The 25041-nt window shown below is 54.1% G+C and carries 22 protein-coding genes; 5 read left to right on the top strand and 17 right to left on the bottom strand.

Translation table 11 applies throughout. The annotated features are described in order from the left end of the window. The 8 genes from AC0YNU_RS13000 to AC0YNU_RS12965 all read right to left on the bottom strand — a co-directional run bounded on the left by AC0YNU_RS13000 (nt 1) and on the right by AC0YNU_RS12965 (nt 11747). Nucleotides 1–1797, bottom strand: a complete 1797-nt coding sequence (locus AC0YNU_RS13000; RefSeq protein WP_475757010.1) for a glycoside hydrolase family 36 protein — start codon at nt 1795–1797, stop codon at nt 1–3. A 143-nt stretch (nt 1798–1940) separates the two neighbouring features. After that, nucleotides 1941–3620 (bottom strand): GDSL-type esterase/lipase family protein, encoded by a 1680-nt coding sequence (locus AC0YNU_RS12995; protein WP_475757008.1) that lies wholly within the window; start codon nt 3618–3620, stop codon nt 1941–1943. A 67-nt stretch (nt 3621–3687) separates the two neighbouring features. Then, nucleotides 3688–4662, bottom strand: coding sequence for a LamG domain-containing protein (locus AC0YNU_RS12990; RefSeq protein WP_475757006.1), 975 nt, complete (start codon nt 4660–4662; stop codon nt 3688–3690). 23 nt (nt 4663–4685) lie between these two features. Then, on the bottom strand, nt 4686–5525 hold the full coding sequence (locus AC0YNU_RS12985) for a carbohydrate ABC transporter permease (protein WP_475757004.1): 840 nt from the start codon (nt 5523–5525) through the stop codon (nt 4686–4688). A gap of 16 nt (nt 5526–5541) precedes the next feature. Further along, complete coding sequence (locus AC0YNU_RS12980) at nt 5542–6423, bottom strand: carbohydrate ABC transporter permease (RefSeq protein ID WP_475757002.1); 882 nt, start codon at nt 6421–6423, stop codon at nt 5542–5544. 99 nt (nt 6424–6522) lie between these two features. Beyond that, entirely contained in the window at nt 6523–7935 is a 1413-nt protein-coding gene (locus AC0YNU_RS12975) for an ABC transporter substrate-binding protein (RefSeq protein WP_475757000.1), read from the bottom strand. 172 nt (nt 7936–8107) lie between these two features. Continuing rightward, a complete protein-coding gene (locus AC0YNU_RS12970; RefSeq protein WP_475756998.1) occupies nt 8108–9706 on the bottom strand; it encodes a response regulator in 1599 nt (532 codons plus the stop codon). Between the two features lie 280 nt (nt 9707–9986). Beyond that, entirely contained in the window at nt 9987–11747 is a 1761-nt protein-coding gene (locus AC0YNU_RS12965) for a sensor histidine kinase (RefSeq protein ID WP_475756996.1), read from the bottom strand. A gap of 486 nt (nt 11748–12233) precedes the next feature. Here AC0YNU_RS12965 and AC0YNU_RS12960 point away from each other — a divergent pair, with 486 nt between their 5' ends. Next, nucleotides 12234–12317 carry a putative holin-like toxin gene (locus AC0YNU_RS12960; RefSeq protein WP_275589161.1) on the top strand — a complete coding sequence of 28 codons (84 nt, stop codon included), beginning with the start codon at nt 12234–12236 and terminating at the stop codon, nt 12315–12317. A gap of 189 nt (nt 12318–12506) precedes the next feature. Here the strand turns inward: AC0YNU_RS12960 and AC0YNU_RS12955 are convergent, their stop codons facing one another. The 6 genes from AC0YNU_RS12955 to AC0YNU_RS12930 form a co-directional block, all read right to left on the bottom strand. Then, nucleotides 12507–13919: an ABC transporter substrate-binding protein gene (locus AC0YNU_RS12955; RefSeq protein WP_475756994.1), complete on the bottom strand. Its 1413-nt coding sequence runs from the start codon at nt 13917–13919 to the stop codon at nt 12507–12509. Then, nucleotides 13916–15463: an ABC transporter substrate-binding protein gene (locus AC0YNU_RS12950; RefSeq protein ID WP_475756992.1), complete on the bottom strand. Its 1548-nt coding sequence runs from the start codon at nt 15461–15463 to the stop codon at nt 13916–13918. The genes AC0YNU_RS12955 and AC0YNU_RS12950 overlap by 4 nt, the downstream gene beginning before the upstream one ends. Continuing rightward, nucleotides 15460–16035, bottom strand: a complete 576-nt coding sequence (locus AC0YNU_RS12945) for an RNA polymerase sigma factor (protein ID WP_475756990.1) — start codon at nt 16033–16035, stop codon at nt 15460–15462. The genes AC0YNU_RS12950 and AC0YNU_RS12945 overlap by 4 nt, the downstream gene beginning before the upstream one ends. Before the next feature lie 217 nt (nt 16036–16252). Continuing rightward, nucleotides 16253–17224 (bottom strand): TauD/TfdA dioxygenase family protein, encoded by a 972-nt coding sequence (locus AC0YNU_RS12940; RefSeq protein WP_475756988.1) that lies wholly within the window; start codon nt 17222–17224, stop codon nt 16253–16255. Between the two features lie 96 nt (nt 17225–17320). After that, nucleotides 17321–18121, bottom strand: coding sequence for an SDR family oxidoreductase (locus tag AC0YNU_RS12935; RefSeq protein ID WP_475756986.1), 801 nt, complete (start codon nt 18119–18121; stop codon nt 17321–17323). A gap of 233 nt (nt 18122–18354) precedes the next feature. Then, nucleotides 18355–18843, bottom strand: a complete 489-nt coding sequence (locus AC0YNU_RS12930) for a GIY-YIG nuclease family protein (protein WP_475756985.1) — start codon at nt 18841–18843, stop codon at nt 18355–18357. Nucleotides 18844–19087: 244 nt separating this feature from the next. On the opposite strand from AC0YNU_RS12930, the gene AC0YNU_RS12925 reads away from it, so the two are divergent. Next, nucleotides 19088–19567, top strand: a complete 480-nt coding sequence (locus AC0YNU_RS12925; protein ID WP_475756983.1) for a hypothetical protein — start codon at nt 19088–19090, stop codon at nt 19565–19567. A 72-nt stretch (nt 19568–19639) separates the two neighbouring features. Here the strand turns inward: AC0YNU_RS12925 and AC0YNU_RS12920 are convergent, their stop codons facing one another. The 3 genes from AC0YNU_RS12920 to AC0YNU_RS12910 all read right to left on the bottom strand — a co-directional run bounded on the left by AC0YNU_RS12920 (nt 19640) and on the right by AC0YNU_RS12910 (nt 22420). Continuing rightward, complete coding sequence (locus AC0YNU_RS12920) at nt 19640–19825, bottom strand: hypothetical protein (protein WP_161695926.1); 186 nt, start codon at nt 19823–19825, stop codon at nt 19640–19642. A 310-nt stretch (nt 19826–20135) separates the two neighbouring features. Next, a complete protein-coding gene (locus AC0YNU_RS12915; protein WP_475756981.1) occupies nt 20136–21623 on the bottom strand; it encodes a GyrI-like domain-containing protein in 1488 nt (495 codons plus the stop codon). A gap of 20 nt (nt 21624–21643) precedes the next feature. Further along, nucleotides 21644–22420: a VOC family protein gene (locus AC0YNU_RS12910; protein WP_475756979.1), complete on the bottom strand. Its 777-nt coding sequence runs from the start codon at nt 22418–22420 to the stop codon at nt 21644–21646. 232 nt (nt 22421–22652) lie between these two features. Here AC0YNU_RS12910 and AC0YNU_RS12905 point away from each other — a divergent pair, with 232 nt between their 5' ends. From AC0YNU_RS12905 to AC0YNU_RS12895, 3 genes are all read left to right on the top strand, one after another. Then, entirely contained in the window at nt 22653–23135 is a 483-nt protein-coding gene (locus AC0YNU_RS12905; RefSeq protein WP_475756977.1) for a tetratricopeptide repeat protein, read from the top strand. Between the two features lie 116 nt (nt 23136–23251). Next, on the top strand, nt 23252–24166 hold the full coding sequence (locus AC0YNU_RS12900; protein ID WP_475756975.1) for a helix-turn-helix transcriptional regulator: 915 nt from the start codon (nt 23252–23254) through the stop codon (nt 24164–24166). Between the two features lie 369 nt (nt 24167–24535). Then, complete coding sequence (locus AC0YNU_RS12895) at nt 24536–24988, top strand: hypothetical protein (protein WP_475756973.1); 453 nt, start codon at nt 24536–24538, stop codon at nt 24986–24988. Nucleotides 24989–25041 lie beyond the last annotated feature (53 nt).

Raw genomic sequence — 25041 nt, 5'->3', positions numbered from 1 at the left:
TCATCCTTCTCCGCTTACCGGAACGCAAACATAAACCGCACCGGAATGCGGAGGCACAGACGTCAGTTCCAGCGAGCCCACATGCGTGCCCAGCAGATCGTCCGTCCAGAGAGACGTGACACGGTAAGCGCCATCCAGCCTTACGCGAAAATCTCTCGGCTCGTCTTCCCAATTGAGCACGCTGACCAGAACCCGGTCCTGAACCTGCGTATACCCGACCGAGAACGTCGTATCCTCGAAGATCGCGGCCTTGTTCACCGGCGGCAGCAGCTTCCGAATGATCTCCACGCTCTCCGGCAGCATGTTCGGAATGCTATCGCCCGATAACACCATGCCGCCGGAGGCGAATATCGCCGTCGCGTGAAACCGGTACTCATCCGGCGTAACGGAGTCGGATGATTCGATCCACTTCCCATCCGGCCCGAGCTGACGCCTCGTCTGATTCTCCAGCACGACGACGTCCGGATCGTTGATCCACAGCTTGCCGTGCTGCCAATTGCGCCGGAACATCTCTCTAGCGATCTGCGAGATATGCTCCCAATTGCGCGCGATGTCGTTCGACAGCCTCATGCCGTGCACGGTGCCGAGGGACGGCCACATCGGCGCATTGCAGCCGAGCAGGAAGCTATCTTCTCCCGCTCCTTCCCGAATCGCCTTCATGCCGGCTCTGTAAGCTTCGACCCGAGTCGCCTTCGGGTCGTGATGCCGGCCGAACGGAAGAGCGCCCCACATCGTCCCGTCCATCTTGAAATACTTGATCTCCCACTCGTGACGCATCGTATGGAAGACGTGTCTAAGATAACCCTGCGCTCCCGGATGAGTACCGTCCAGCATGTACCAAGGTCCGTGATACCAGCCTCCGAAGGAGTGGATATCGGAGCGAAGCGGCTTCCCCTCTCCATCCTGCTTGAACCATTCGGGATGCTCCCGCACGACTCGCGCGTTCATCTCCGCTAGGAACGGACCGACCCAGATGGCCGGCTCGAAGCCCAACTCCCGAATCTTCTCGCTCAACGAGCGAATTCCGCCGGGGAACGATTGGCCTTTATCGAGCCAGTCTCCTTCGTAAGCGGCATAGCCCTCGTCGATCTGCACGTACTTCAGCTCGGGCAGCTTCTCCTTGATCGCTTGAAGGTTCGAGTAAATATCGGACTCCGTCACCTCGGGTCCGTACGTATACCAAGAGCACCAGCCTGAGGGCACTTCCGGGAAAGGCAGCTTCGGATGATGCCGGTTGATCGCTTCGCCAAGCCGGTCCGTCAGCGTTGCCGCATCCGGTCCCGAAGCGAACAAAATCTCCTCCAGGTCCACCGTCTGGCCCGGTTCGAGCACCAGCCCTTCATAATCGAGCACGATTTCATATTCACGCTCGTTAAATCGGATTTCCCCGCTAAAGCGATGACAGGAAGCAAAGGCAATGAGAACCTTGTCTCCATCTTGCGGCGATAACAAGAGCATATTGTAGACGGTAAAAAGCCCCTCGACGATTGGAAGCCTGTAATGGGCGCGGTCGCTGAATTGACACATATCCCGGGGCCTGCTCACTGTACCGACATACTGCGATAATTTGCTATAACCCTCGCCGTATATTTCTGTCGAAGGATTGAACGGCATTGCCCCCTTGAACAAGACGATCTCTTTGATCCTTACGGCATTGGATGAATGGCTGTTCATCACGGTCGCGGAACAGACATCTCCGTTCCAAGTTCGCTTCAACGTGACGCCGCTTGCCCACTCGAAGCCGACAGGATCCGCGAACCGAACCTCGCTCTCGGCGAACTCCAGAAAACGATGCATGATAGTTGACTCTCCTTTTCCTAAACCTTGTCTCTTGGAATTTCACAAACCTCATTGAACATTCGCTTGCGAACCACATTAATACTGGCGTGAGAGGTCAGAGGCTTACCAGTACTACCTGATTGAATCCAAAATTTCATACATTACTCTTTCCTGGTGATAACTTGCAAAGCCTTCGTAACAAACGAGACAATCGGCGCCACATCCGGCAAGCCGTGCGGATGATGCCTGCCGCCCGGCTTCACGATTTGTTCGATGCGTCCTCCCTGCTCACGGTAGCTCGCAACCAGCAGCGCACCGTTCTCCTCCAGCGGCACCGCTTCATCCGAATCGCCGGAAATCAGCAGAATGGGTATGCCGCTCTCGGCCGCTCTCGTCATCCCGTTCAGCAACTCATCCGTCACTGCGCCGGCCTCCTCTGCTGTTATGCCGTACAGTCCCAGGCAATCGCTCCATTCTTCCGGGGACCCGTGACCGTTGCCCGAGCCGCCCGGCCAGCTTCGGATATCGACGACCGGCGCATCCAGATAGACTGAAGATACTTTGGCCGGATATAGCCCTGCATAACGCAAAGCATACAAGCCCCCCCGGCTGAAACCAAAAAGCGCCGGCCGTTCCGATAGCCCATATGTTGCGGCAAGCTCATCCTGGAACGACCGCATCATGGCCGCCGCGTCCGGATGCCCGTACAGATTGCTTAGTCGGATATAGGCAATGTGCCAGCCTTGGTGCAGCAGCGCGCGATCCGCCTCGGCAAAAGCATCGAAAAATTCGGTGCGCCAGACCCACGGCTTCTCCTTCGCCGGCTCATGCGGAGCAACCAAGATACATTCCCTGCCATCGAGATAAAAGTCCATTCGCTTCGCCCCGCTCCAGGCAGAGACGGCGAGCGATGTTTCTCCCCCCTCCCGATCGGCCGCTTCGCGGATCGACGCCATAAGCCGCTGCGCCTGCTCGCGCGCCGCGACCAGTCCCGGCGTCTTCGCTTTATTCGGATTCGTATGACCGACATGCTCTCTCCAGGCAGCGTCCAGCCATTGCCTGCGTTCGCCAATCAGCCGATAATACTCGCTCAACTCCGGATGTTCAATCCATGCCGGTATCCGCTCCAACTCAACATGGAAAACCCTTGCTAGTATCGTCCGCGCCATCACCCAATGCCCATCCGCTTCGGGATGTATGCCGTCTCCGTACCGATAGGCAGAATTTTGCTCGCGGCATACCTGAATCCACTGCAGCAGCGGCCCCCGGATATCCACGACCGCCAGTTTCTCCCGCTTTCCGTAATCCAGCACCCAGTCTGTATACCGCCCGAGAACTTCTTTATCGTAACCCGCATATGGCCGCTGAAAGCCATAGCTTACACTGCCGTCCGGCTGAGGCTCCCCCTCGAAAGTGGCGGCGTCGAACGGGGGCGGCGTCATCAGCAGCGGCAATGCTCCGGCAGCCCGAATTTGTTCCACGGCTCGGATGTACCCCGATTGATAGCGAAGAAATCGCTCTTCGCTGAACGGGTGATAGATGCCGTCATTCATGCCATAACAAAGCACGACCCAGTCTGCCTTAGTCTCGGCAAGCACCCGATCCAGTCGTTCATGCACGCAGGGCCTGGGAAAAGGATGGTCTGGCTCGTCTTCGCCCGAAAGGGTCTCGCTGCTGACGCCGAGATTAATGAACGTGACATTTCTTGCAGGCAGATGCTTCAGAAAATAGGCATCGAGCATTCGAATGTAAGTCCCGTTCTCCGTAATGCTGTCTCCGAGAAAGACGATGCGTTTCCTGTCGTGCCGTTCAACATGGTTCGTCCCCTGCATGCTTTCCATTTCCGCTTCCTCCTCGCGTACTATGCTTAGAAAGAGAACGGGCACGTCCCGCTCTCCCCTGAATCGCTTAATGCGCAATCGCTGCGACGGCGGCATCCGACAAGCCGTAGTTATAGATGCGCGCGTCGTAAATTTGTCCGGAGAAGAATTGGTCTCCATAAGCGGTTGCGCCGATCGTCCAATTTCCCGCCGCAGTAACCGCCCCCTGGGCATCCGTTGAGCTAACGGCCAACACGCCGTTTTTATAAAGGCGCCACGCTGTTCCGTCATAGGTTAAGGCTACATGCATCCATACATTCAAGTCGCCGGAGGTCAGCGGCATGGATACGTAATGCGCCCCGGATGAATTCGAATAGCTTCCGCCTTCCAGCGTGCTGCCGTTAATCCTCAGGAACATCTGCGGCCAATCGCCACTTAATTGCTGATGGTAAAGAATTGCTCCGGTTCCCGTGAGCGAGCTGGGCTTGATCCAGGCTGACATCGTGATCTTGCCGGAAAAATTAAGCACAGACGGTGAACCTAATCCGACATTATTGCTGGTGCCGTTGAATTGCAGCGCATAGCCGGACCGACCGGTAACCCATGAAGCCCCGTTAACGGTGCCCGTCGACCCGTTGCCGGAGGTATCGTTCGCCGTCGTCCCCGTCCCTTCTCCCAGCACCCAATGGCCTTTTTCCGCCTTGTTCATCTCGTTTCCGATGGCCGTACCATCAAGCGCCGTATTGAATATCTGCGCGGCCTTGATCGAGCCCGAGTAATACTGATCGCCATAAGCGGTAGCGCCAATCGTCCAATTCCCGGACACCGTGATGGCTCCCTGCGCATCGGTAGAACTGTTCGCCAATACGCCGTTTTTATAGATGCGCCAGGCCGTTCCGTCATAAGTCAACGCGACATGCATCCAGACGTTCAAATCGCCGGAGGACAGAGGCATGGATACGAAATGCGCCCCGGATGAAATCGAGTAGCTTCCGCCTTCCAGCGTGCTGCCGTTACGCGTTCGCGAAAGCGTTACCACTTCTTCAAAAAGAATAAGCGGCATTCAAACACGCCGCTTATTGCCGCTTATTTCACTGCCGAGCCTACCGTTAACGCTCGTTCGATCTGCTCGCTGAATAGGACGTAAATGAGAATGACGGGAATACTGGCAATGACCAGCGAAGCTCCCATCGCTCCCCAGTCCGTAAAATGAGTTCCCGAGAAGAAAATCAAGCCGATGGGCAGCGTCTTCAGCTTTTGACTCGAAATAAACGTATTGGCAATGGTGAATTCATTCCAGACGCCTATAAAAGACAAGATTAGCACGACGGTAAATGCCGGGATGACGAGAGGGAGAATGATGCGGGCAAAGGTCCGATAGATGCCGGCCCCGTCTATAAATGCGGATTCTTCCATTTCCTTGGGTATGGTTCGAAAGAAACCGTAAAAGATCAAAATCGAAAAGGATAGATTGCCGGCGATATAAGGAATAATCAAGGCGCCGAACGTATTGATCAAATGAAGATGCTTCAATAGAATCGCCAAGGGAATTAAAGTCGTCGCTCCCGGTACGAAGAGCCCGACGATCATATACGTCGATGCCAGCTTCCGCAGTCGCCACTCCATGCGGGCGGACGCATAAGCGAAAGTCAGCGAGAACAAAAGGATGCCGGCAACCGAAATCACGGAAACGAAGGCACTGTTTTTCATATAGAGCAAGACATCGAATGCATGTACCGCCCGCACGTAATTATCCCACTGAAAGCTGGTCGGGATTCCGAACGGGTTCGTGTTGAAGATCTCGTCATTGGTTTTAAGCGAATAGAAGATCAAATACACGAGCGGATACAGCGAAATGCACATGTATAGCCACAGAAAAAGCTTGAGTATCGGATTACTGACTTTAAACCTTCGTGTCTTTCGCACGGCACGACACTCCATCCTAGAAAGTAATTCTTTCGCGCGCTACCAACTTATTAATGATCAATATACAAATCAAACATTCCAGAACGAGCATGACTGCCGTTGCGCATCCATAACCGAAGCGGTCCAGCGAATAGGCCGAACGGAACATGGCGAAGGTAAGCGTAGCGGTAGAGGTGCCGGGACCGCCGTTCGTCATGAGAACCACTTGGCCGTAGGCATTCAACCCGCCGACTACCGAGAACATGAGGCACATCCGATAGGTTTCTGCCAGAAGCGGAATGGTAATTTTCGTGTGAATTTGAAATTTAGTCGCGCCTTCCAGCTTGGCGGCCTCGAAGTAATGCTCGGGCACGGATTTAATGGCCGTATAAATCAGAGCGAACATAAACCCCATGGATTGCCAGCCGGCGACGGAAATAATCGCGAATATGGCCAAGTGGGAATCGCTTAACCAATCTTGCCGGTACGAGATGCCGATGGATTCGAATATCTTATTAAGCAAGCCGTATTGGGAACTGTAAATGGACATCCATAATTGACAAACCACCGTAACGGAGAGAATGACCGGAATGAAATAGGAAATTCGCAGCAGCTTTTTCCCGAAAATCTTATGATCGTACAAGGCAAAAGCGAGAAACGAGCCTAATACGAATTGAAAGATCGTGAGAATCACGGCAAAAAACAGCCCATTATATAACGAGGTATAGAAAATAGGATCATGGAGAATCTCCTTGAAGTTGTCCAAGAAGATAAACGTACCCGGCGTCAACCCGTCCCAATCGAAGAAGCTTCGATAGAAGGTTTGCGCGAGGGGATACATGACAAACACCGTAAAGAGCAATATTGCGGGCAACGTGAAAATCAATACTGCCGATCTGCTGGCCATCCCGTGCTTCATATTCATCACCTTAAGTGGCTCGAGACGGAATATATCCGGTGAATAAGGGGCTATTCCGCCTCGAGCTTATTTTTATCGCAGCTTCTTGTCGGCTTAAACCTACTTTTTCAGGCTTGCAATCAACTTATCCGTATCCGAGATGAATTTATCGGCGGATTGACCTGCGACCAGATTCTGCAAGTATTCGCCGAAAGGCTTGGAGAATGCGCTCGGAAGACTATGGTTAAATTTGGATTTGTAGATAAAATTCGACTGATCGGCCGCAAGCGCCTTGGTGATCTCCGGAAGCGGATTTTCAGGCGTCAAGCCGTCCGTTTTGATGATGACATCGGTATGGCCGCCTTTCACGTATCTGCCTTCCCCTTGATAATAAGCGAGCAGCGCCAACACTTTCATGCCCAATGCTTTGTCCTTCGTCTTGGCGGATAACGCGTAGCCGCCAACGCCGCCGCCTCCGGCCATCGCATATTTATTGACGTCCTCTTTACCCGCGTCCGCTCCGGGATAATAATTCAGAATCCCGAGCTTATCCGCGCCGATCGCGGTAATGCCGTCCGGCGTTTCCCAATCGCCGTTAATCAGCATCGCTGCTTTGCCCGAATTAAAGATCGCTCTTGCCGAATCATAATCCGTGCTGGTTGCTCCTTTTTGGAAGATGCCGAGCTTGATCAGCGCCGCGGCTTTCTCGATTCCTTCCTTATAACCCGGGTCCGAAGCTTTGGCCACCCCGTTGGAGAAGTCCGACGTGGAGCCGGGATTCGTTCTCATGATAAAGCTGTCCAAGTAGGCTCCGATCGGCCACGGTTCTTTGGCAAACATCGCAACGGGAACGATCCCTTTCGCCGTAAACGCTTTCACGGCAGCCGTCAACTCATCGTAATTCGTCGGCACTTTGACGTTATTGGCCGCGAATACATCCTTGTTGTAATACCAGACCACCGAGAAGGAACCGAAGATAGGCAGCGAATAGATATGGCCTTTGTACATCAATTCGGAGTCGATCATGCCCGGAGACACTTTGCTTTTGAAATCCTCGATATCCGGATTGCCGTCCAATTGCACGATATCGCCCGATTTGTTGAAGAGATCGATAATCTCGGGACTTACTCCGAAAATATCGGGAAGATCCCCGGTAGCCGCTTGCACCTTCAGCTTCTGCGTGCCGTCGTCGGCATTCGCCGGCTGAATTTCCAGGGTGACATTCGGCAATATTTCTTTGATTTTGGCAATGGCGTAATCCAGGGACAGCTTCTCGTCCGGCGCCGAATATTGGGCATTCAGCTTCAATGTTACGGGCTCGGCAGGCTTATCCGTAGTCGTTGCCGCCGCATCGTTCGTTGAATCGTTCGTCGAATCGTTCGTTGCATTGGTCGTCGAATTCGTCGTTGAATCGTTCGTGCCCGTTGCCGTCGAATCGTTATTGTTCGACGATGAATTGCCGCACGCCGCCAGCACGAGTGCCATACAGGCGATCAGTGCCAAGGAAACGAATTTCGCGTATGTCCGTCTCATTTCAAGAAACCCCTCCAACGTATTTTTAGTAAGGAAGTAGCACAAGCGCTTATGCTATGAATGGATTATAGCTCGTGTCCCTAGCATTCAAAAAGCCACAAATCGGGCAAACCGATAGCAAAATTCGGGACAAAAAAAGATCGGCGAGGGCTTGCCCCGCAGATCTCTCCCCTCATTGTAGCGGATTCAAGCTCTCCGAATACTCGCTTGGCAACACGCCGTACTGCTTTTTAAAGCATTTGGCAAAATAGCCCGCCTTGCTGTAGCCTACCTTTTCCGCCAGCTCGGTAATCTTGATATTTCCCCGGACCAATAAGTCCTTTGCATGCTCCATGCGAACCAAGGTGATATATTCGGACACGTTCATCTCCAATTCCTTGGCCAACACTTTGCGGATGTAACTGGAGTCGAGATACATATGATGGGCAATGCTCTCCACGTTCAGCTCGCTGTCCATATAGTGCATGTGAATATAATCTTTCACGCCCTCGACGATCTTCTGCGAGCGCGTCATCAGTTGATCGCTGTAATTGCGAATGGTTTTCTCGTAGATGCCCATTAACCATTCGATGGATTTCTCCAGCGAACTAATCTTCCTAAGCTCTTGGTAAGGATAGAAATCCTTGCCCAACACCGCATCGATCGAGCCGCCCATTTCGGTAATATGCGCTAAGCAGATCGATACCAGGCCCATCAGAATCGCATAGGTGAAATCGACGGAAAGGCGATTGTCCTTGATGTGCTTCATGATTTGCTGCAGACCGGCCTGCACTTCCTTACGTTCATTTCGGCGCAGCGCCTTGAGAATGTGATCATTCAACTGCATTTGGTTAAAGTCGGCGTTTCTTCCGCTGTTCACGATAGCCGCATATTCCAGCACGGCTCCCGAACCGTCAACTAGCTTATGCTGCAAGGCAAACAAGCTTTCCAAATAGCCTTTGCGAATGCCTTGCATGTGCATGATTTCATCGCCCAGCCCGACCGTAACGCTAAAGCGAAAATATTTTTTTACATAGTCGCAAAACTCCTGATAGAGCCCCGCCTTAAACGCGCTTCGATCTTTCTCGTCCGCAAAGTTTAGCAGCGAGACGATCCTTCCCTCCGGACCGTTGAATACCAGCGACGTTCCTTTGCAACCCACGATGTCTCTCAGCACGTTCGCAACGGCGAATCGCCAAAGTGCGATCTCGCTTGCCTTTGACCACCGCTCGTACATAGTATCGATTTCGATGGCGGCCACAAGGAACAACGGCGAATGAATCCGAATCCCCTGCCGGTTGAAAATGCGCAAAATCTCTTCTTCCATAAAATCGTATTCTTCGCCGATCAACGTGTTCAAGAAACGTTCTTTCAGGAAATACGAATCATCCTTGCTTTGGGCCGCTTCTTCTTCCAGCTTCTGCAGCCTAGCTTTGAACCGCAGCAGCGTGCTTAAGAAATCGTCTCTCTTAAACGGCTTTAATATATAGTCCTCCACCCCGAGTTGCAGGGCTTTCCTGGCATATTCGAATTCACTATAGCCTGTAATCAACGCGATATGAATGTCTTTATGAAGTTCCTTAAGCTTCTCTGCCAGCGCGATGCCATCGAGAAAAGGCATATTGATATCCAGCAAAGCGATATGGGGACGATGCTGCGCGGACAGTTCCAGCGCTTCCAGACCATTCTTGGCTTCGCCGATGATCTCGAAACCATGCTCCTGCCAATCGATCACGTTGCGCATATAGTGCCTGAAATGCATTTCGTCATCCGCGATCAGTACCTTGAACATCCCGTCTTCCTCCATGAACTGTGACATTCGAATCGTCGTCATTGTACATTCGTTATAACATAGAACCCGGAAAATGTCCTAGACAAGCTGCCCGTATGGCTAAATTGTCCCGAATATTGCTATTGCGATGCCCGAATTGTGGCTTTTGTAATCAGGGGGGCTAGCTATAATTCATGTCATATCCGAACGACATGCGCTATCCACGATAAAGGGAGGTTTATTTCATGAAGGACGATCACGATCTTAAAATGCAATGGTGGCGCGAAGCCCGCTTTGCGCCTCAAATCGTCATCTGCGAGCCGGCGCGTTGATGATCCGACACCTCTCTACGCTGAGGGATACGAATGGTTATCACGGTTCCTGCATTGACTTCGCTGGCAATCCTAATCCCATATTCCTCGCCGTAGTAAAGCTTGATTCGCTCGTTCACGCTCCTTAATCCGAAAGAATGCACGCCAGAACCGTCTTCATTCCATACCTGAAGCTCCTGGAGTTTCTCGGCCGGAATCCCCACGCCATTATCCGCTACCACAAGAACGATATCGTTATGCTGCTTATAGCCGCTGACTTCGATCTTGCCGCCGCCGTTTTTCGTTCGCAGACCGTGATAAATCGAATTTTCCACAAGCGGCTGCAGCGTTAATTTCATGATCGAATATTCCCCTAACTCTTCGCCGACGTCGATGCTGAAATCGATGATATCGGAGTAACGCGTCTTCTGGATAAACAGATAGGCTTGCGTATTCTGCAATTCTTCTTTTAGCGGAATGATTTCTTTGCCTTTGCTTAAGGAAACCCGGTAGAAGTCGGCTAAAGCCATGGTGGTTTCGGCGGCTTCTTTGGCTTGTCCCGATTCGCATTGCACATAAATCAGATCCAGTGAGTTGTAGAAGAAATGCGGCTTGATTTGCGATTGGATCAAGGCAAACTCGTATTCACGCTTTTTCTTCTGTTCTTGCCCCACCTTTTCCAGCAGCAATTTGACCTGTGCCATCATTTCATTAAATACGCTTGCGAGAATACCTACCTCGTCCTGCGTTCGGATCTGGCTCGTCGTATTCAGATTTCCTTCTCGGACCCTCTTGGCCGTATGGGTTAACTGGATGATCGGTTTAGCAATATGCCTCGACAGGAAGAAAGCGCCGAAGACCGCGATTATCGAGCAAAGCAACCCGACGACGAGGATGATCAACGAGTTCTGACGTTTATCCTTCGACAATTGTTGGAGCGGCAGTTGATTGGTAAGTTGCCATCCCAACGGGGCAAACGGCGCGGTGGTAACCAGAAAATGCCGTTTATCGGCAACCGAGGTTTGCAGCAGCTCCGCTTTGTTCTGCGATGAAATAATCATCCCGGACTTATCGACTACGGTGTACACGCCTGTATTCAGCGTTTCGTCCTTGGGAAAGATCGAGGAAATCGTGTCCTCCCTCACGTTGAATATAAGGACCCCCATGAGCTCGCCCGTATCGATATTGTTGATTCTATTCCCTACGGTAAGAAACGGCGTTTTATCGTCCGTAACCAAATAATTTCTGATTTGCATCGGAAACCAAACGCGCACCGGCTGAACGATCCGTTTGACGCTCGCAACCATCTCGCTTCTTACCGCCAAATCCAGGTTATTCGCCAATCTCGTATCGGAAGCGTATAGAACCCCGCGGGTATCGATGAAGGCAATCGACTCGATATCTTTGAATGCGTTCAGATTAAAGCTCATCGCTGTCTGAATATCATTGCGGAGCATCACATCCGGAACCTCAAGACTGTTCGCCTTTTCCTGGTAAGCGCTGTTAATCTGCACGGTAAGCACGCGCGAACTTGTCTCCACGCTGTTGTACAAGCTATCGATCCGGCTGATGATCAAGCTAGACTCGCCGGCGATATTGGCATTCGTTTTCTCGATGGTAGATTTGGTGAAAATGTAGTTGGAGGTATAGACAACGACAAAAAGCGGCAAAACCACGATCGGAATAAACACGATCGTGATTTTACTGCGAATTAGCATGTTGCGGTACGTGTCGAATAAACGGGTTAACATCACTTTTCTCACCTGCCCGTTCTGCACGGATTATCCTGAACTTTTACGCAACCTATACTAGATATGACGCACCATTAAACCGTTTCAAAACGAGTGAATTCATCCGACAAGCCTACTTTTTTCGAACATTTCTTTATCGCAAATAATTTTAATCGCAATTACTGAAGCATATCGCAAGTAACCACTAAAAAACAGAGGAATTAAAATTTACTACATGAGTAGAAGGTATCGAACGGATTGATAATATTCCCGATCTATCACCTTGATTGCTACGGTAATAATGTCCGTATATCCTTCAGATCACTGTCACATACTCGGCCGCCACCGTTCTCTACAATTCTAACGCCACCCAAAAACAGGACCATCGGCCTGCCAAGATGTCCCAAAATAAGCATAGACATGCGAACTTACGTTCGTATATAATGAAGAAGCGATGAATGGCTTGCAAGGGCGGTCGGCTAGCTCTCCCCGAGGGGAGGTGATGCCATGGAGACACACGACGCGATAACGCTGATGATCACGTTCGGCATGTTTATTCTCGCGCTGCTCTCTTACCTCAAAAAAAAATAGACCGCCCTCTCGCAAAGGTATGCGGTCTACTATAAATCTCATATCTGAACCAGAGCCTTCCGCCCTTAACAGCGGTGAGTCGCGCGAGGAGTCGGTTGCCGCCGGCTCCTTTTGCCTGTAAGGCTATTCTTTCCTTACTATACCATAGTACCCGTGGAATTGAATACCGGCCGCGGCTGATTTCGGCGGTTATTTCTTGATTTTCGCCGCCTCGAGCAGATCCTGCCCTTCCTTCTGAATGGCCGCGATGCAGGCATCGATGCTCTTCTCGCCCTTCACCGCTGCCGTGATCTCGCGATCCTCCAGCTCCTCGAACAACGACGTGAATTTGGGGTCATAGCCTTCCATGGGATACGACGTTGGATCATTGCTCGGCAGAATCTCGTACAGCGCCGGCAGTAAAGGATCGCCGTCGTAGGTCATATACGCTTTATTGACCGGCATGTCTTCGTCCAGCCCGGATTTGACCTTTGCAACGTAGTCGCTGAGCATGAATCGAATGATCTCCCACGCCAAGTCGGCACGCTCCGCGCCTGCAGGGATAGCCAGGTAATTGCTCATGCTGATATCGACGGATCGCTGCGTGTCCACGGAGCTTACGGGCGGCGTGACCCTGCCCGTCTCGAATTTCAAGCCGTTCATGTCATAATACCCCGCGATCGTCATCGCCGATTTGCCTTTCTTGAACAAATCCGCCTCATTCACATCATCAGGTCCATAGGTAAGCGTGCCATCGATCATCTCGCCCTTCACGTCCTGCATCAAGAACGTACCGTTCTTATAGAGCTCGACAACGGTTGAGATGATCTTCTTCCAAGCCGGCGTATTGACCGTAACTAGTCCGGTTCTAAAATCATAGGCCCGCACGCCTTCCCGGTTGGACAACGAGAATAGCAACTGGTTCGGCATGCTGCTGAAGGGCTGATGGTAGCCTACAATGCCGTCCTTATGGCTGCCCGCCTTCGCAAACTGGCTGGCCAGATCCATCACGTCCATGATCGTCATGCCGTTCCGGGGCGGGTTTACGTTGTACTTGCGGAACAAATCCACATTATAATACAGCGCGTAGGCTTGAAACGCTGGAGTGAGCGCGTATAAATTGCCGCCCCCCTCGCGTTTTAGCTTCTCGAGCATGCCGGGATAATAATCGTCTTCCTTCATCCCGCTTGCCCTCATGCGCAGCGACAAATCCTCAAGCCGTCCGTCAGCTGCCAAGCCGAGATACTTGCCAGAGAACCCCAGCAGCACAAGATCAGGCTTCTCTTCCTTGAGTTTCTGTTCGTATTGCTCCAGCGTCAAAGGCTTGCTGTAGTCGGGCTCCATGTCGATCAGATCGACCTTAAGCTCGGGGTAGGCTGCCGATACGTAGTCGCCCAGAAAGTACGCGTAAGCGTCCTTATTGGGAAGAGCGATTCGAATCGTCCCCTGCTCCGCGGCGTCGCTGGCAGGCTCGTTCATTGCGCAGCCACCGAGCAGCAGGCTCGTAATCAGCAGGCACGCGAACAACGCGAACGTGGTCTTCGAGCGGACTATAATCTTAGCTTGATATACCTCATTAGAGCGGAATGCCTCCTTCAAACGGAACGGGATAAGCTGGCTCACTTCTGCGCCTCCTTCCCGATGCCGGCAAGCTGAACATTCAGCTTCTGCTGAAGCTCCTCCAGCGCTTGATCGACAGATAACGTTCCCTTCAGGACGGCATCCATCGCTTCGCCGCCAAGCTTATAGACAAGCCCCTCCGCTTGGGCATACGATGGGTTGCGCTTGAGCGCCAGACTCGCTGCAGCCTTGGCCGGGTCGACCTCCGTATCGTAGAACGCCTGCCAATGCTTACTCCCTTCCTCGTTCATGACGGACTTGCTGGCCATCAGCTGCCGCGACAGAAAATTCCCGGCATCCAAGCCGCTGAACCACGTCCCGCTGACGACATAACGAAGCAGCTCCCAAGCGGCATCCGTCTGGGTCGAAGCCGCATTAATCGCATAGACCGTCTGCGAATTGAGAAAGGATTCCGGATTCGAAGCGGATGCATCGACCTGAATGGGAGTCGTCGACCAATTCGGCATCTTGACCCCTTCTTGTCCGTAGGACTCGAGGTTTTGGAAATAATAACTTGGCTTGATCGCCATCGCCGACTGGCCGAGCACGAACGTATCCTGCTTCGCAAGTTCCTTCATCAGTATGCCGCCCTTCCCGTAGTCGACCGGCTTCGCCTGGTTGATCCAGCCCTCGTTGTACCCGTTCACGACATCGGTCCAGACTTTCTTCCATGCCTCGGAATTGACCGTCGCCTGCAATTTGCCGCCGGCGTCGGTGAGCGTCCGCAGTCCCGACGTTTGGCCGATCAGCTGCGCCATCGCGAATTTATTGCTTCTGTCCGCCGCGCTCAAGCCATCGACGCCGGTGCCTTGGAATCGCTGCGCGAGCCGGAGAATCTCGTCCATCGTCAGCTCGCCTTCCGGCAGCGGCACGCCCTTGGCGGCGAAGACGTCTTCGTTCACGTACAGCGCCGTCGAGGCGAAATCCGCGGATAGGCCGTACAAGTCCCCGTTCCCGCCGGCTTGGCGAAGATAATCGACCAGCGGGGCATGCAGCATGCCAAGATCGAATCGGTCCTCCTTGATCAAGGCATCCAGCGGCTTCAGCTTCCCGTCTGCCGCGAGCTTCGCATACAGATTCATCGGAATTTGCACGAAATCCGGCTGCTCTTGATCGAACCAAGCCTCGAATTTGTCCGGGTCGGCCGCCAAGTCGTAAGATGCGTTCGCCATGCTCAATTGGACAGACGGATGCCGGATAATAAACGGCTTCTTCAAGTAATATTCGAAGCTGTTCATTTGCTCGAACTGCTGCACCTTCAACTGGTATTCTTTGTCCGCCAGCGGATCCTTGCTGAGCGCCGCCGGTACGTCAGAGGTCGCCGCCGGGCGCAGCAGCTCCTTGATGTCGTCTCTGTAAAACCATCCGCCTCCCAGCAGGATGACGAAGCTCATGCCGGCGGCCGCCGCACGCAGCGGCGATTTTCGTTTGGTCGTGTTCATGCGAATGCGTTCCCTCACTTTACGTTCGAGTTCCGAGGTGAACCCATTCTTGACGGGAGGCTTGCCCGCAAGGCGGCGCTCCCAATCGTGTGCCGGTTCCTTCATGTCCATTTTTCCTCCCCGGTCCATGACGCTTCCTGGGTAAGCCTCCGGTTGACCGCCGTTCGCGCGCGGTGCAGCCGCGATTTCACCGTGCCGACCGATACATGAAGCACGTCCGCCATCTCCTGCATGGAGAGACCGTAGTGGCTGTTCATCAGGAGCACTTCCCGGAGCTTCCGCGGCAGGTTCAAGACGACCGCCCACAGCTCTTCCGTCATCAGCTTGTCCATGCTCTCCCGTTCCGCCGAAGGCGAAGCGCCGGCATTCGGATTAACGGCGCCGAACAGCACTTCGCGTCTCATCCAAGCCGAACGCAGCGCATCGCGCGCCGTGTTGCGGGTAATGGCCAGCAGCCAGGTTTTGATCGACGATTGTCCGCGGAACTCGTAAAGCTGCCGATACACCTTCACGAACACGTCTTGGGAAATATCGTCCGCCATCTCTCGCGAATGCGTCATGAAGAAAGCGAAATGCCAGACATCCTTGCCGTAAGCGGTCATGAGCTCGTTCAGCACCGCATCCCGGTTTAAGCCGTCCGTTACATGCTTCAAATAATCGAACTGCAAAATGTTCACCTCGGAAAGTAGACGATAGAGATGGAAAATGGTTCCGTACTAGTTCCATAATTATACATAGCGCAGCGTTATTAAGGAATGTCCTTTCATAGATGCGAATGCCTCTTGACGGGAGACCAAGCGTGTGCGGCAGCTAAAAAAAGCCTTGAAGACGCAGCGAGTTACGCTGGCTTCAAGGCTTTGTTGGCGTGAATGCTACCATTTTACGAAGGACTGCTTACGCTGACTCCTGCTCGCTTGCCGCATCGGACACTCCCTCGCTTTGCTGCGCCTGTGCCGTATTCGGAGCCTTCTTGCGCGTCACGCTGCGCTTGCCGTCGATGCTCACGGGCACGTCGCCGTCGATCGTCACCCGGCGGACGATGCGCTGTTGGTCGCCGTAATCGTTCACGGCGTAATGCTGCGTGGCGCGGTTATCCCAGACTGCGACATCGCCGGCTTCCCAGCGCCAGCGGACCGTGTTTTCAAGGCTTGTAATATGCCGCTGCAGCAAGGCGAACAGCTGCGCGGAATCCGCGGAAGAGAGACCAAGGATCCTTTTGACGAAATGGCCCAGCAAGAGCGAGCGTTCGCCCGTCTCCGGATGCACGCGCACGATAGGATGTTCCGTCTCGTACACCGTGGAGGCGAAGACTTCGCGGTATCTGCGCTCCCCTTCCTTATCCTCGGTAACTCTGCTGCGATAAGCCGCATAATCGTATTCGTTGGAGTGCAGCGCCCACAGACGGTCGACAAGCCCGCGAAGCTCTTCCGGCAAGTGATCATAGGCAGCTGCCGCATTGGCCCAGACCGTGTCGCCGCCGGCTTCCGGCACGATAACCGCGCGCAGGATCGAGGCTTGCGGATAAGCATCGACGAAGGTCACGTCCGTATGCCAGGAATCCGCGCGGCTATGCTGCGAATCCAGCTCCAGCACGTAGTCGGTGCCTTGCTTGATCGGCACGGTCGGATGGGCAACGGGGCTGCCCAGCAGCTTCGCGAACGCTTCCTGTCCCGCATCGTCCAGCTGCGTCTGGCCGCGGAAGAAGACGACTTTGTGCTTCAACAGCGCTTGACGGATGTAGCCGACCGTCTCCGCGTCCAACTGCGCAGAAAGCGTGACGCCTCTGATTTCGGCGCCGATTCGGCCCGACACCGGACGGACCTCGATTGCCTGGCTGATAACCGCTTCATTTTGAACGTTGCTCATGGAAAAAACCTCCTATGATTTTGGGATATGCGTTCATGTTCTATCTTTCACGCGAGTTGCGTTAAAAGCCGATTTCCTTCTGTACCGCGGTTTCCTTTACACGCCAGGCTGCTGTCCGCCATCCACGACGATTTCCGCGCCGGTGATGGACCCGGCCTTGGCCGAAGCGAGGAACAGCACGATGTCCGCGATTTCCTGCGGCTCCACGTAGCGGCCGAGCGGAATGGCACTCGCGCTCTCCGCCTTGTACTGCGCTGCCGAAATGCCTTTGGCATCGGCCTGCTGCTGCGCCAGTACTTCCGCACGATCCGTCGCCGTCAATCCCGGCGAGACGGAATTGATGCGTATGCCGCTCTTCGCCAGTTCTTTTGAGATGCCCTTGGCGAAGTTGAGCAGCGCGGCATTGGTCGTGCCGCCCGGCAGGAACAGCGGCGACGGGGTCCGGCCCGCTCCGCCGACGATATTGATGATGCTGCCCGCACCCTGCTTGAGAAAATGCGGCAGCACCGCTCTTACGGTTCGGATATAACCGAGCAGCTTTAAGTTCCAGGTGTCCGTGAAGGCGCCGTCCGTCAGATCCAGAAAGGAGCCTGCCCGCGCCGAGCCCGCATTGTTGACGAGAATATCCACGCCTCCGAACCGTCCCGCTGCCGTATCGACGGCCCGATGCACCGCATCCGCTTCGCGTAAATCGCCGTCCGCGATCAAAACCTCCGGTTCGCCCGCAACTCCCGCTTGCGCCAGTATAGCTTCCCGAGCCTCCTCGAGACGTCCCCGGTCGCGCGCGGCAATGACGATATTGCTGCCCTCCCGGTATAACGATTTGGCAATCGCCAATCCGATGCCGGCGCTTCCGCCCGTTACGATCGCCGTCTTGCCCGCCAACTGAAAGCTCATGCTCCATTCCTCCTCCGTCCTCGTGCACGATTGAAATCACAGAAATCAGGATAAAAAAAGAGACGCACTCATCCTCCGATGATTCGTCTCTCCGGTAATCCGGTCGATTAATATATTCTTTTCCCATCGACTTACTATGATTTAATCCACATATTACCTTTTCGTTAACCGCGTGTCAACAGGTATTGGCTAAATAGTCAGAATTATTTACACTATCGCCGTCTGTCCGTCCATTACCCCTCTAGCGGCGGACGATTGTAGCCTGCCGGCTCGTAAGGCTTCAGCTCGTCCAGCCACTGCTGCTCCAGCTTCTTCAGCGCATCTCGATAGGACTGCACGGCGCTGCGGTTCAAGATAGACAGCCCGGTCTTGGCAGGTCCCCCTCCGGAATTAACGTTTCCTGCGCCAGAATCCTCCGTGCCCGCGTCAGACTTCGCGTCCGCACCATTCTTATTGCTGTCGATCGTATCCCCGCCAAGCTCCAGCTTCGCCAATATTTCAAAATGGAATTCCGCGCCGGCCTGGTTCTTGTAGTCATGCTGGAGCGCGGAATTAAGATGACTGCCCGTGTCGAGCATGAACTTCTCCCGCTGCCAAGCCGAATCCAGCGTCGGCGAGGCTGCCACGTACCGCTTGCCGTTGAGCGCGTTGACGATTTGGAAGATGCCCATCGAGCGGCTTTTCACCCCGAATTCGTTTTGCAAATCTTTGCGTCGGTTCATTGTTTATCTCCTTTCGGCTCTACCGGTCGGTACGCTAATCACAAGGACCGGGAGGCCGTTTGCCCCTCTACATGAGTTGAATGACTCGATCATAGCCGATCGGAACGGTCGGAAGCAACCGTCTCCGCCTGCAGCCGCATAGGTAACCTTTTTCCAAGTTGCTCCGTCTAGTAGAAACGATAGGGGGCATGAACGATTGAGAAACATCGGTTATCGGATTGGGATTGCAAGGGGATTTGTGATCATGGCAGTCGTCGCTTTCACCCTTACGGGCTGCTCGGGAGCGTCGCATTTGAAATCGTTCGTCTCTCAAAAGGTTCATTCCGCCATGGATCCCCCGAAGGACGAGATCCCGCAGCCGCTCGTCGTTGCGGATCACAAACGCATTGCCACCAAGCAAAGCACCTATTGCTGGGGCAACCGGGGCTGCGCCGATTACATCGGCGGATATCGCATGGCAGAGGAGCTCTCCCCTGCCGCGGTCGTGAAAGCAGGCGCAGTCATCGAAGTATCGTTCGCCTATAAGCCCGCTCCTTCTCAAGTAGAAGTCACGCAATATAGGAGCGACAGCGAGGCCGCCCCTATCCAGCTGACCAGCGGCCATTACCTCGCACCGCAGAAGCCCGGTCTCTATTACTATGGCATATCGGCCTATTGGAAGTCGGCGGACGGTAAATATTCGAAAGGCGATACCTCCGTCGTTTACGCGATCCAAGTACATTGAATCGGAAGCCGCGGCCGCTCGTTCCCTGCAGTCTGTCTGCACCAAACAAAAAGAATGACGATGATCCAACCTTTAAACCGCTCTTGCCGGCTTAAAGCCTCGATCATCGTCATTCTTCGGATACGCGTATTTCCGTTTGTCCGGTTTCACCCGCGTTACCGGCTTCACGCCGTTCCAATTCCCCCGCTGCTGCCGCGGATCCATTCCGCCCTGCCGCAATCGCTGCTCGATGCGCTTTCGCGCCGCACTCTTTGCCATGCTTATGCACGCTCCTTCGGTATGCGCCGCTTTGACGCGGCTCTTCTACTAGTGTACGCCATGAACAGCGGTTCGTTCAAGGCTTGCGTACCGAAGTCCTTCCTCCAATCAGCCCGAGCAGCCGGAAGCTGCAGGCTGCTTCCGGCTTCTACGGCTCTGCTCATGACCAACATGCCTCTGCCGCCTGTTCGTGCCGCCGCTATCGCCCGTCAACTTCGACGATCGCTCCCGTGGTGCTCCGCACCAAAGTCGTTCTCGTTCGAATTTGCCGGAGCTTCAGCTCCGTACGAAAGGCTATCTGCTAACGTACTCAGGTGCCACTCTTCGCCGCCGCATATCCCGCCAGCAGCTCCGCCACCGGAATCCCGTCGATCGTCATGCCCCCCACTTGGCAGCTGCGGAGCTGGACACCGTTCAGTTGGCAATTGTCGAAGATGGCCTCACTGAGATCGCTGTCGCGGAAGACGACCGGTTCCACGTTGACCCAGCCGTCCGTACCCGCTTCCTCCTCCAGCCGGCTGACTTCCGCACGAGGCCGGGCAATTCCCTCGAACACCGTCCCGCCAAGCTGGATGTGCTTGACATGCACGTTCGAGAAATAAATATGCTCCCACGTCGAGTTGACGAAATTAACATGCTCGAGCGACGCGTTCCGCAGATCGACGCCATGAAGCTCGGCCCCCTTAAGGCAAGCCATGTGGACCTGCGCGTTCCGCAGATCCTGCAGCTCGAAGCCGCCCTTCTCGTCGAAGACGCGTTTGTCGGTCAGCGGAACAGGCTGCGATGCCCGTACGATCGGAAAATGCAGCTCAACGACGGATTCCGCGTTATGCGCGCCCAAGAAACGCTCGCCGAATTGTTCGAATTCGAAATCGTCGACGGCGGCATATCCACTCGAGGGCGACAAGCGCCAGCTGCCATGGAAGAATCCCCATGCCTGCTGAATGCCCGAGATCGGGCCGCGATACGCAACGACCGCGAACTCGTGAGCCGGGATGATGCGCTCCGTCATTCCTTCCGGCAGAGGACGATCATCATCTGCCTCCAATTCAACGCATGCTAGATAGCGAAAATTCTGATCCGGACCAAACGGCGGCTCGTACGTGAATAGACCGTAGGAGTCCCCGATGGCGCGAACGCCTTTCAAATTATCGCTCAAACGACGGAATTCCTCCCATATCGCCGGAATCGCGGCAAGCGGATTTTCTCCCTCTGCCTGACGCACGATTCGCTCGATACCGGCGACCCGCCGTTTCGGGAGCGCTTTCACTTCTACCGTCTCGATGTTCGGAAATCGCTCCGTCTCAATCGCTTGACCGCACTTGATCGGGGCGTAGATATCATAATCCACGAAGGTGAGCTCCGAACGGGGAATGTCGAACGGATTGACCGGCTTCAGCCGATTCGCCTCGAAGCCAAGCGCCCCCTCCGATACGTCACGCTCAATCCCTTCCCGCTCGAACCATTGGGACAGGAAAGCATACGCTTCGTCCAACCCCTGTATATCTCCGCGGACCGTCAGCTTCGCGTACCTCCTCGCCGGAATCGAGATCGTCTCCACGCCATCCGGCAGCTCCTCGAATCCGCTCACCTCGACGCCCGTCCACAGCTCCCGTACGCCATCCGCCCATTGCCATTCGGGAATGAAGACCAAGCCATAATCGTCGTTCTGCACGGCCGGGTGGCCGCCAAGGAGCTCCCTAATCCGCCGCCAGGCAACACGCGTGAACTCGCCGCCCAGCTCCGAACGGATGACCGCCGCTTTCATTTCCGGCCTTTCCACGATACGCACTCTCATTGCATGCTCAGCCTCCGTCGTTAAGATGAATGGATGTCCTGCGTAATCATCAGCACGTTGCCGTCTTCGTCGCGAATGTTGAAGTACGATACGGATGGCAGCCGCTGAATGTCAGAGGCGATCTCGAATCCATGCTGCAGCGCTTCGCTCTTCGCCCGTTCGATATCATGCGTGCTTAGCTTCAGCAACGGTCCGTTGTCCCGTACCGGCACGCCCTCCATGCCGTTCGAATCCAGCATCAGATGCGAGCCGTTATCCAGGCGAAATAGATGCAAATGCCCATAACGGTCTTCTTCTCTCACCTGCATGCCGATCAATTTGCCATACCGGTCGACCGCCCGATCCAAATTCCGCACCCACAAAATGCCGGCATCGATCCGCGGCTCGATGCTGCAATGCGCCCGTGCGCCGTCGGTACCGCCGAATGCCAGATGATAGCCGTCCGGATCCTCGACGACGAACTCTTTCCACGGCCCGAAATCCGGGTAGACGACCGGCTCCCGCGCGAACGCGGCTCCCTTGCTTTTGAATTCCTCGTACAGGCTGTCGAGTCCCACCCACGTTTCCGTGTAACCCTGCACGTCAATGCCCGTGTCCGCGCCGCTTTCCGGCGGATTCGGAACCGGCGTGAATCCCGCCGGCGCTTGCTGCAGCTTCAGCGCGATGCCGTTCAAGCCGTCCCGCTCCGCCCACCAGTCCGTCACGTCGAAGCCCAGGATCTCCCGGTAATACTGCCGCGAACGCGCAATGTCGGATACCATTAGCACGCTCAGTGAACTGCCGATCTGTCTGCCCATAACAATCGCCTCCTATAGATGGATACGAGAATATGCGAATATACATTCGCCTTTTTGGATGGAAAATCCTTCTAGCTCTTGAAATTAATTTTTTCGCCCCAGCGTCAACGAAGCTGTTCAAGTCCACAGAGATCGATAATATAGTTTACTTATATTGTAAATCCCTGCCCTCAATTGACAGTCATATCCGTGCTACCGATGACCCTCAAAACGAATCCAAGGAGACGTGATCATGCAGCACGCGAATGTAACCGACCTCCTCCAATCAGCCGAAAAATCCCGCCTGGCCGGCGATCTGCAAAGCTCCTATGAACTGCTCCTTCCGCTACTGAAAACCGAAGCCGACATTCCCTCGGTCCATTTTGAAATGGGGTTAACGCTGGACGCGATGAGCCAAGAACAGGAGGCCATCCCTTTCTACGAAAGAGCGCTGTCTCTCGGACTGCCTTCGGAGCAGCGCAGCGCCGCCCTGCTTTGCCTCGGTTCCAGTCTTAGAAACGTCGGAAGACTCGAGCAAGCCAAGCACATCCTCAAGCAGGCTGCCGATGAATATCCGGACCATATCGGAATGCGCTGTTTCCATGCCTTGGCTCAATATAGCGACGGAGAGCCTAAGGAGGCCGTCCGTACGCTCATGAATGCAATCTTGCAGCTGTCTCCGCCAAGCGTGGAGCCTTATGCGCGAGGCCTTCGGCATTACGCAGATGAATTGTAAAGGCGTCTTCACGTAAACAAGCAGCCGTCGCGGACGAGAAAATAACGTTCCAGACGGCTGCCGGTTTATAGAGGTGGTATAATCTTCCCTATACAATCAGAGGCGGTGATTCATTCGTGAAGCTGGAGAGGTTGCTATCCCTTACCTACAAGCTGCTGAATAACGAGGTGGTCTCGGCCTCGGAATTGGCGGATACCTATGGCGTCTCGCAACGGACGATCTACAGGGACATCGAGGCGATCGGCGCGGCAGGCATTCCGGTCGTATCCTATCAGGGCGTGAACGGCGGTTATGGAATCATGAAAGAATACAAGATGGACAAAAGCCTGCTCGGGCCCGACGATATCGCCTCCTTGATTACCCTTCTCGACAGTACGGCAGCCGTATTTCAAGATGACCGGGCGAAGCAGACGATCCACCGGCTGAAGTCCGTTCAGACCCGACTGAACAAAACGCCGAGCCTGACGATGGACCTCGGAAGCTGGAGAACCTACAACGAAATTCTCCGTGTGCTTCGCTCGGCCATTAACGCCGGACAGCTTGTTTCCTTTCACTATATGAATGCCAAGGACGAACGGCTGAACCGGGTCGTCGAACCCGTCAGCCTCGTGCTCAAATACGACACCTGGTATTTATACGGCTACTGCCGCTCGCGCTGCGACTACCGGGTGTTCAAGCTGACGAGAATGTCGGAGCTTGCCGCCCTGCAGGAATTCTTCGAGCGGCATCACGACATTCAAGCCGAAGATCTTTTCTCCGGCGGCCATGCGCAGGATCAGATCGACCATGCCGTCATTCTTTTCAAGGCAGGGCCGCTCGCCAGGGTGCTGGACGAATTTCACGCGGACGAGAAACAGTTCAATGAAGACGGCACGCTTACGCTGACCATCGTCAAAGCGATCGATACCGACTGGCTGATCGAAAAGCTGCTCGGCTTCGGCGAGGATGCGTTCGTGCTCGAACCGCTATCGCTAAGACGCCGGATGAAATCGAAAATCGAAAAAATGTTAGCCCGATACGAAGAAGTATGACACTCAGCTGTCATACTTCTTTTTTTACACTGGAGAAAAGCAAAAGCATAACGAAAGGAAAGTGAAGCAAATGCTGGATCACCCTTTTTTCTACGAAGAACAAGCGAGGCTGCAAAAATGGGCGTTTCATCGAATCGATCAGGAGGCCTGGAAGTGGAATCACGTGAAGCGGATTCCGCTCATGAACGTGCTATCCTTAGCGATTAATCTGGTCAGGGCTTTTAGGCAGCCAAGCTGAGGATGAATGAAATTCCGATCATACGCCATCGTTTGATCGCTTTTATTGCTTTAGCTATGCGCTTATCCGTTACTACGGGACAACCTTGAGCATAGGTTACTATTAGATTACCTATCGAAGGATGTGATAGAATGCCGGCTATACTTCTTGATTATAAGGTCAGCCAGCCTAGCAACGGAGGGCCGGGCGGCATACTGCCCGGCGACATTCCGTTACCGGTAACGGTCAGCACCCCGGACGGCCAAATTCTATTGGCGGATATCGGATTATTTCTAACGAGCGGTCCGCCGAATCGCGTGGAATTAAGCATCACCGTCGGGCTTGACCATCCGCAAAACGATGTATTGACGATCGCGATCGAATTTCTGCGGGATGGCGGCGTAATCTGGACAGGCAGGCTTGATTTGGAGGGCGTAATCAATTTCGAGGTAGAATCGTTGCATCTGATCACGACCTCGGGCGTTGATTTCGACGCGCCTGCCGGGTTCCATGTCTATGCGTGCCGGCTAACGATCTTAAACTCGGGATCAGTAGATATTCAAGGACCCGTTACTTTCAGCGGAGCCGCGTATGCGATGACGTAACGACCTTCAGCGAAGAGCAAGGAACAGTAGGCCATCCTTTATTACGAACGAGC

The sequence above is a fragment of the Paenibacillus sp. J31P316 genome (assembly GCF_056269105.1).
The sequence above is the reverse complement of the archived record's forward strand: the minus strand, read 5'-3'. Positions and strand labels throughout refer to the sequence as shown.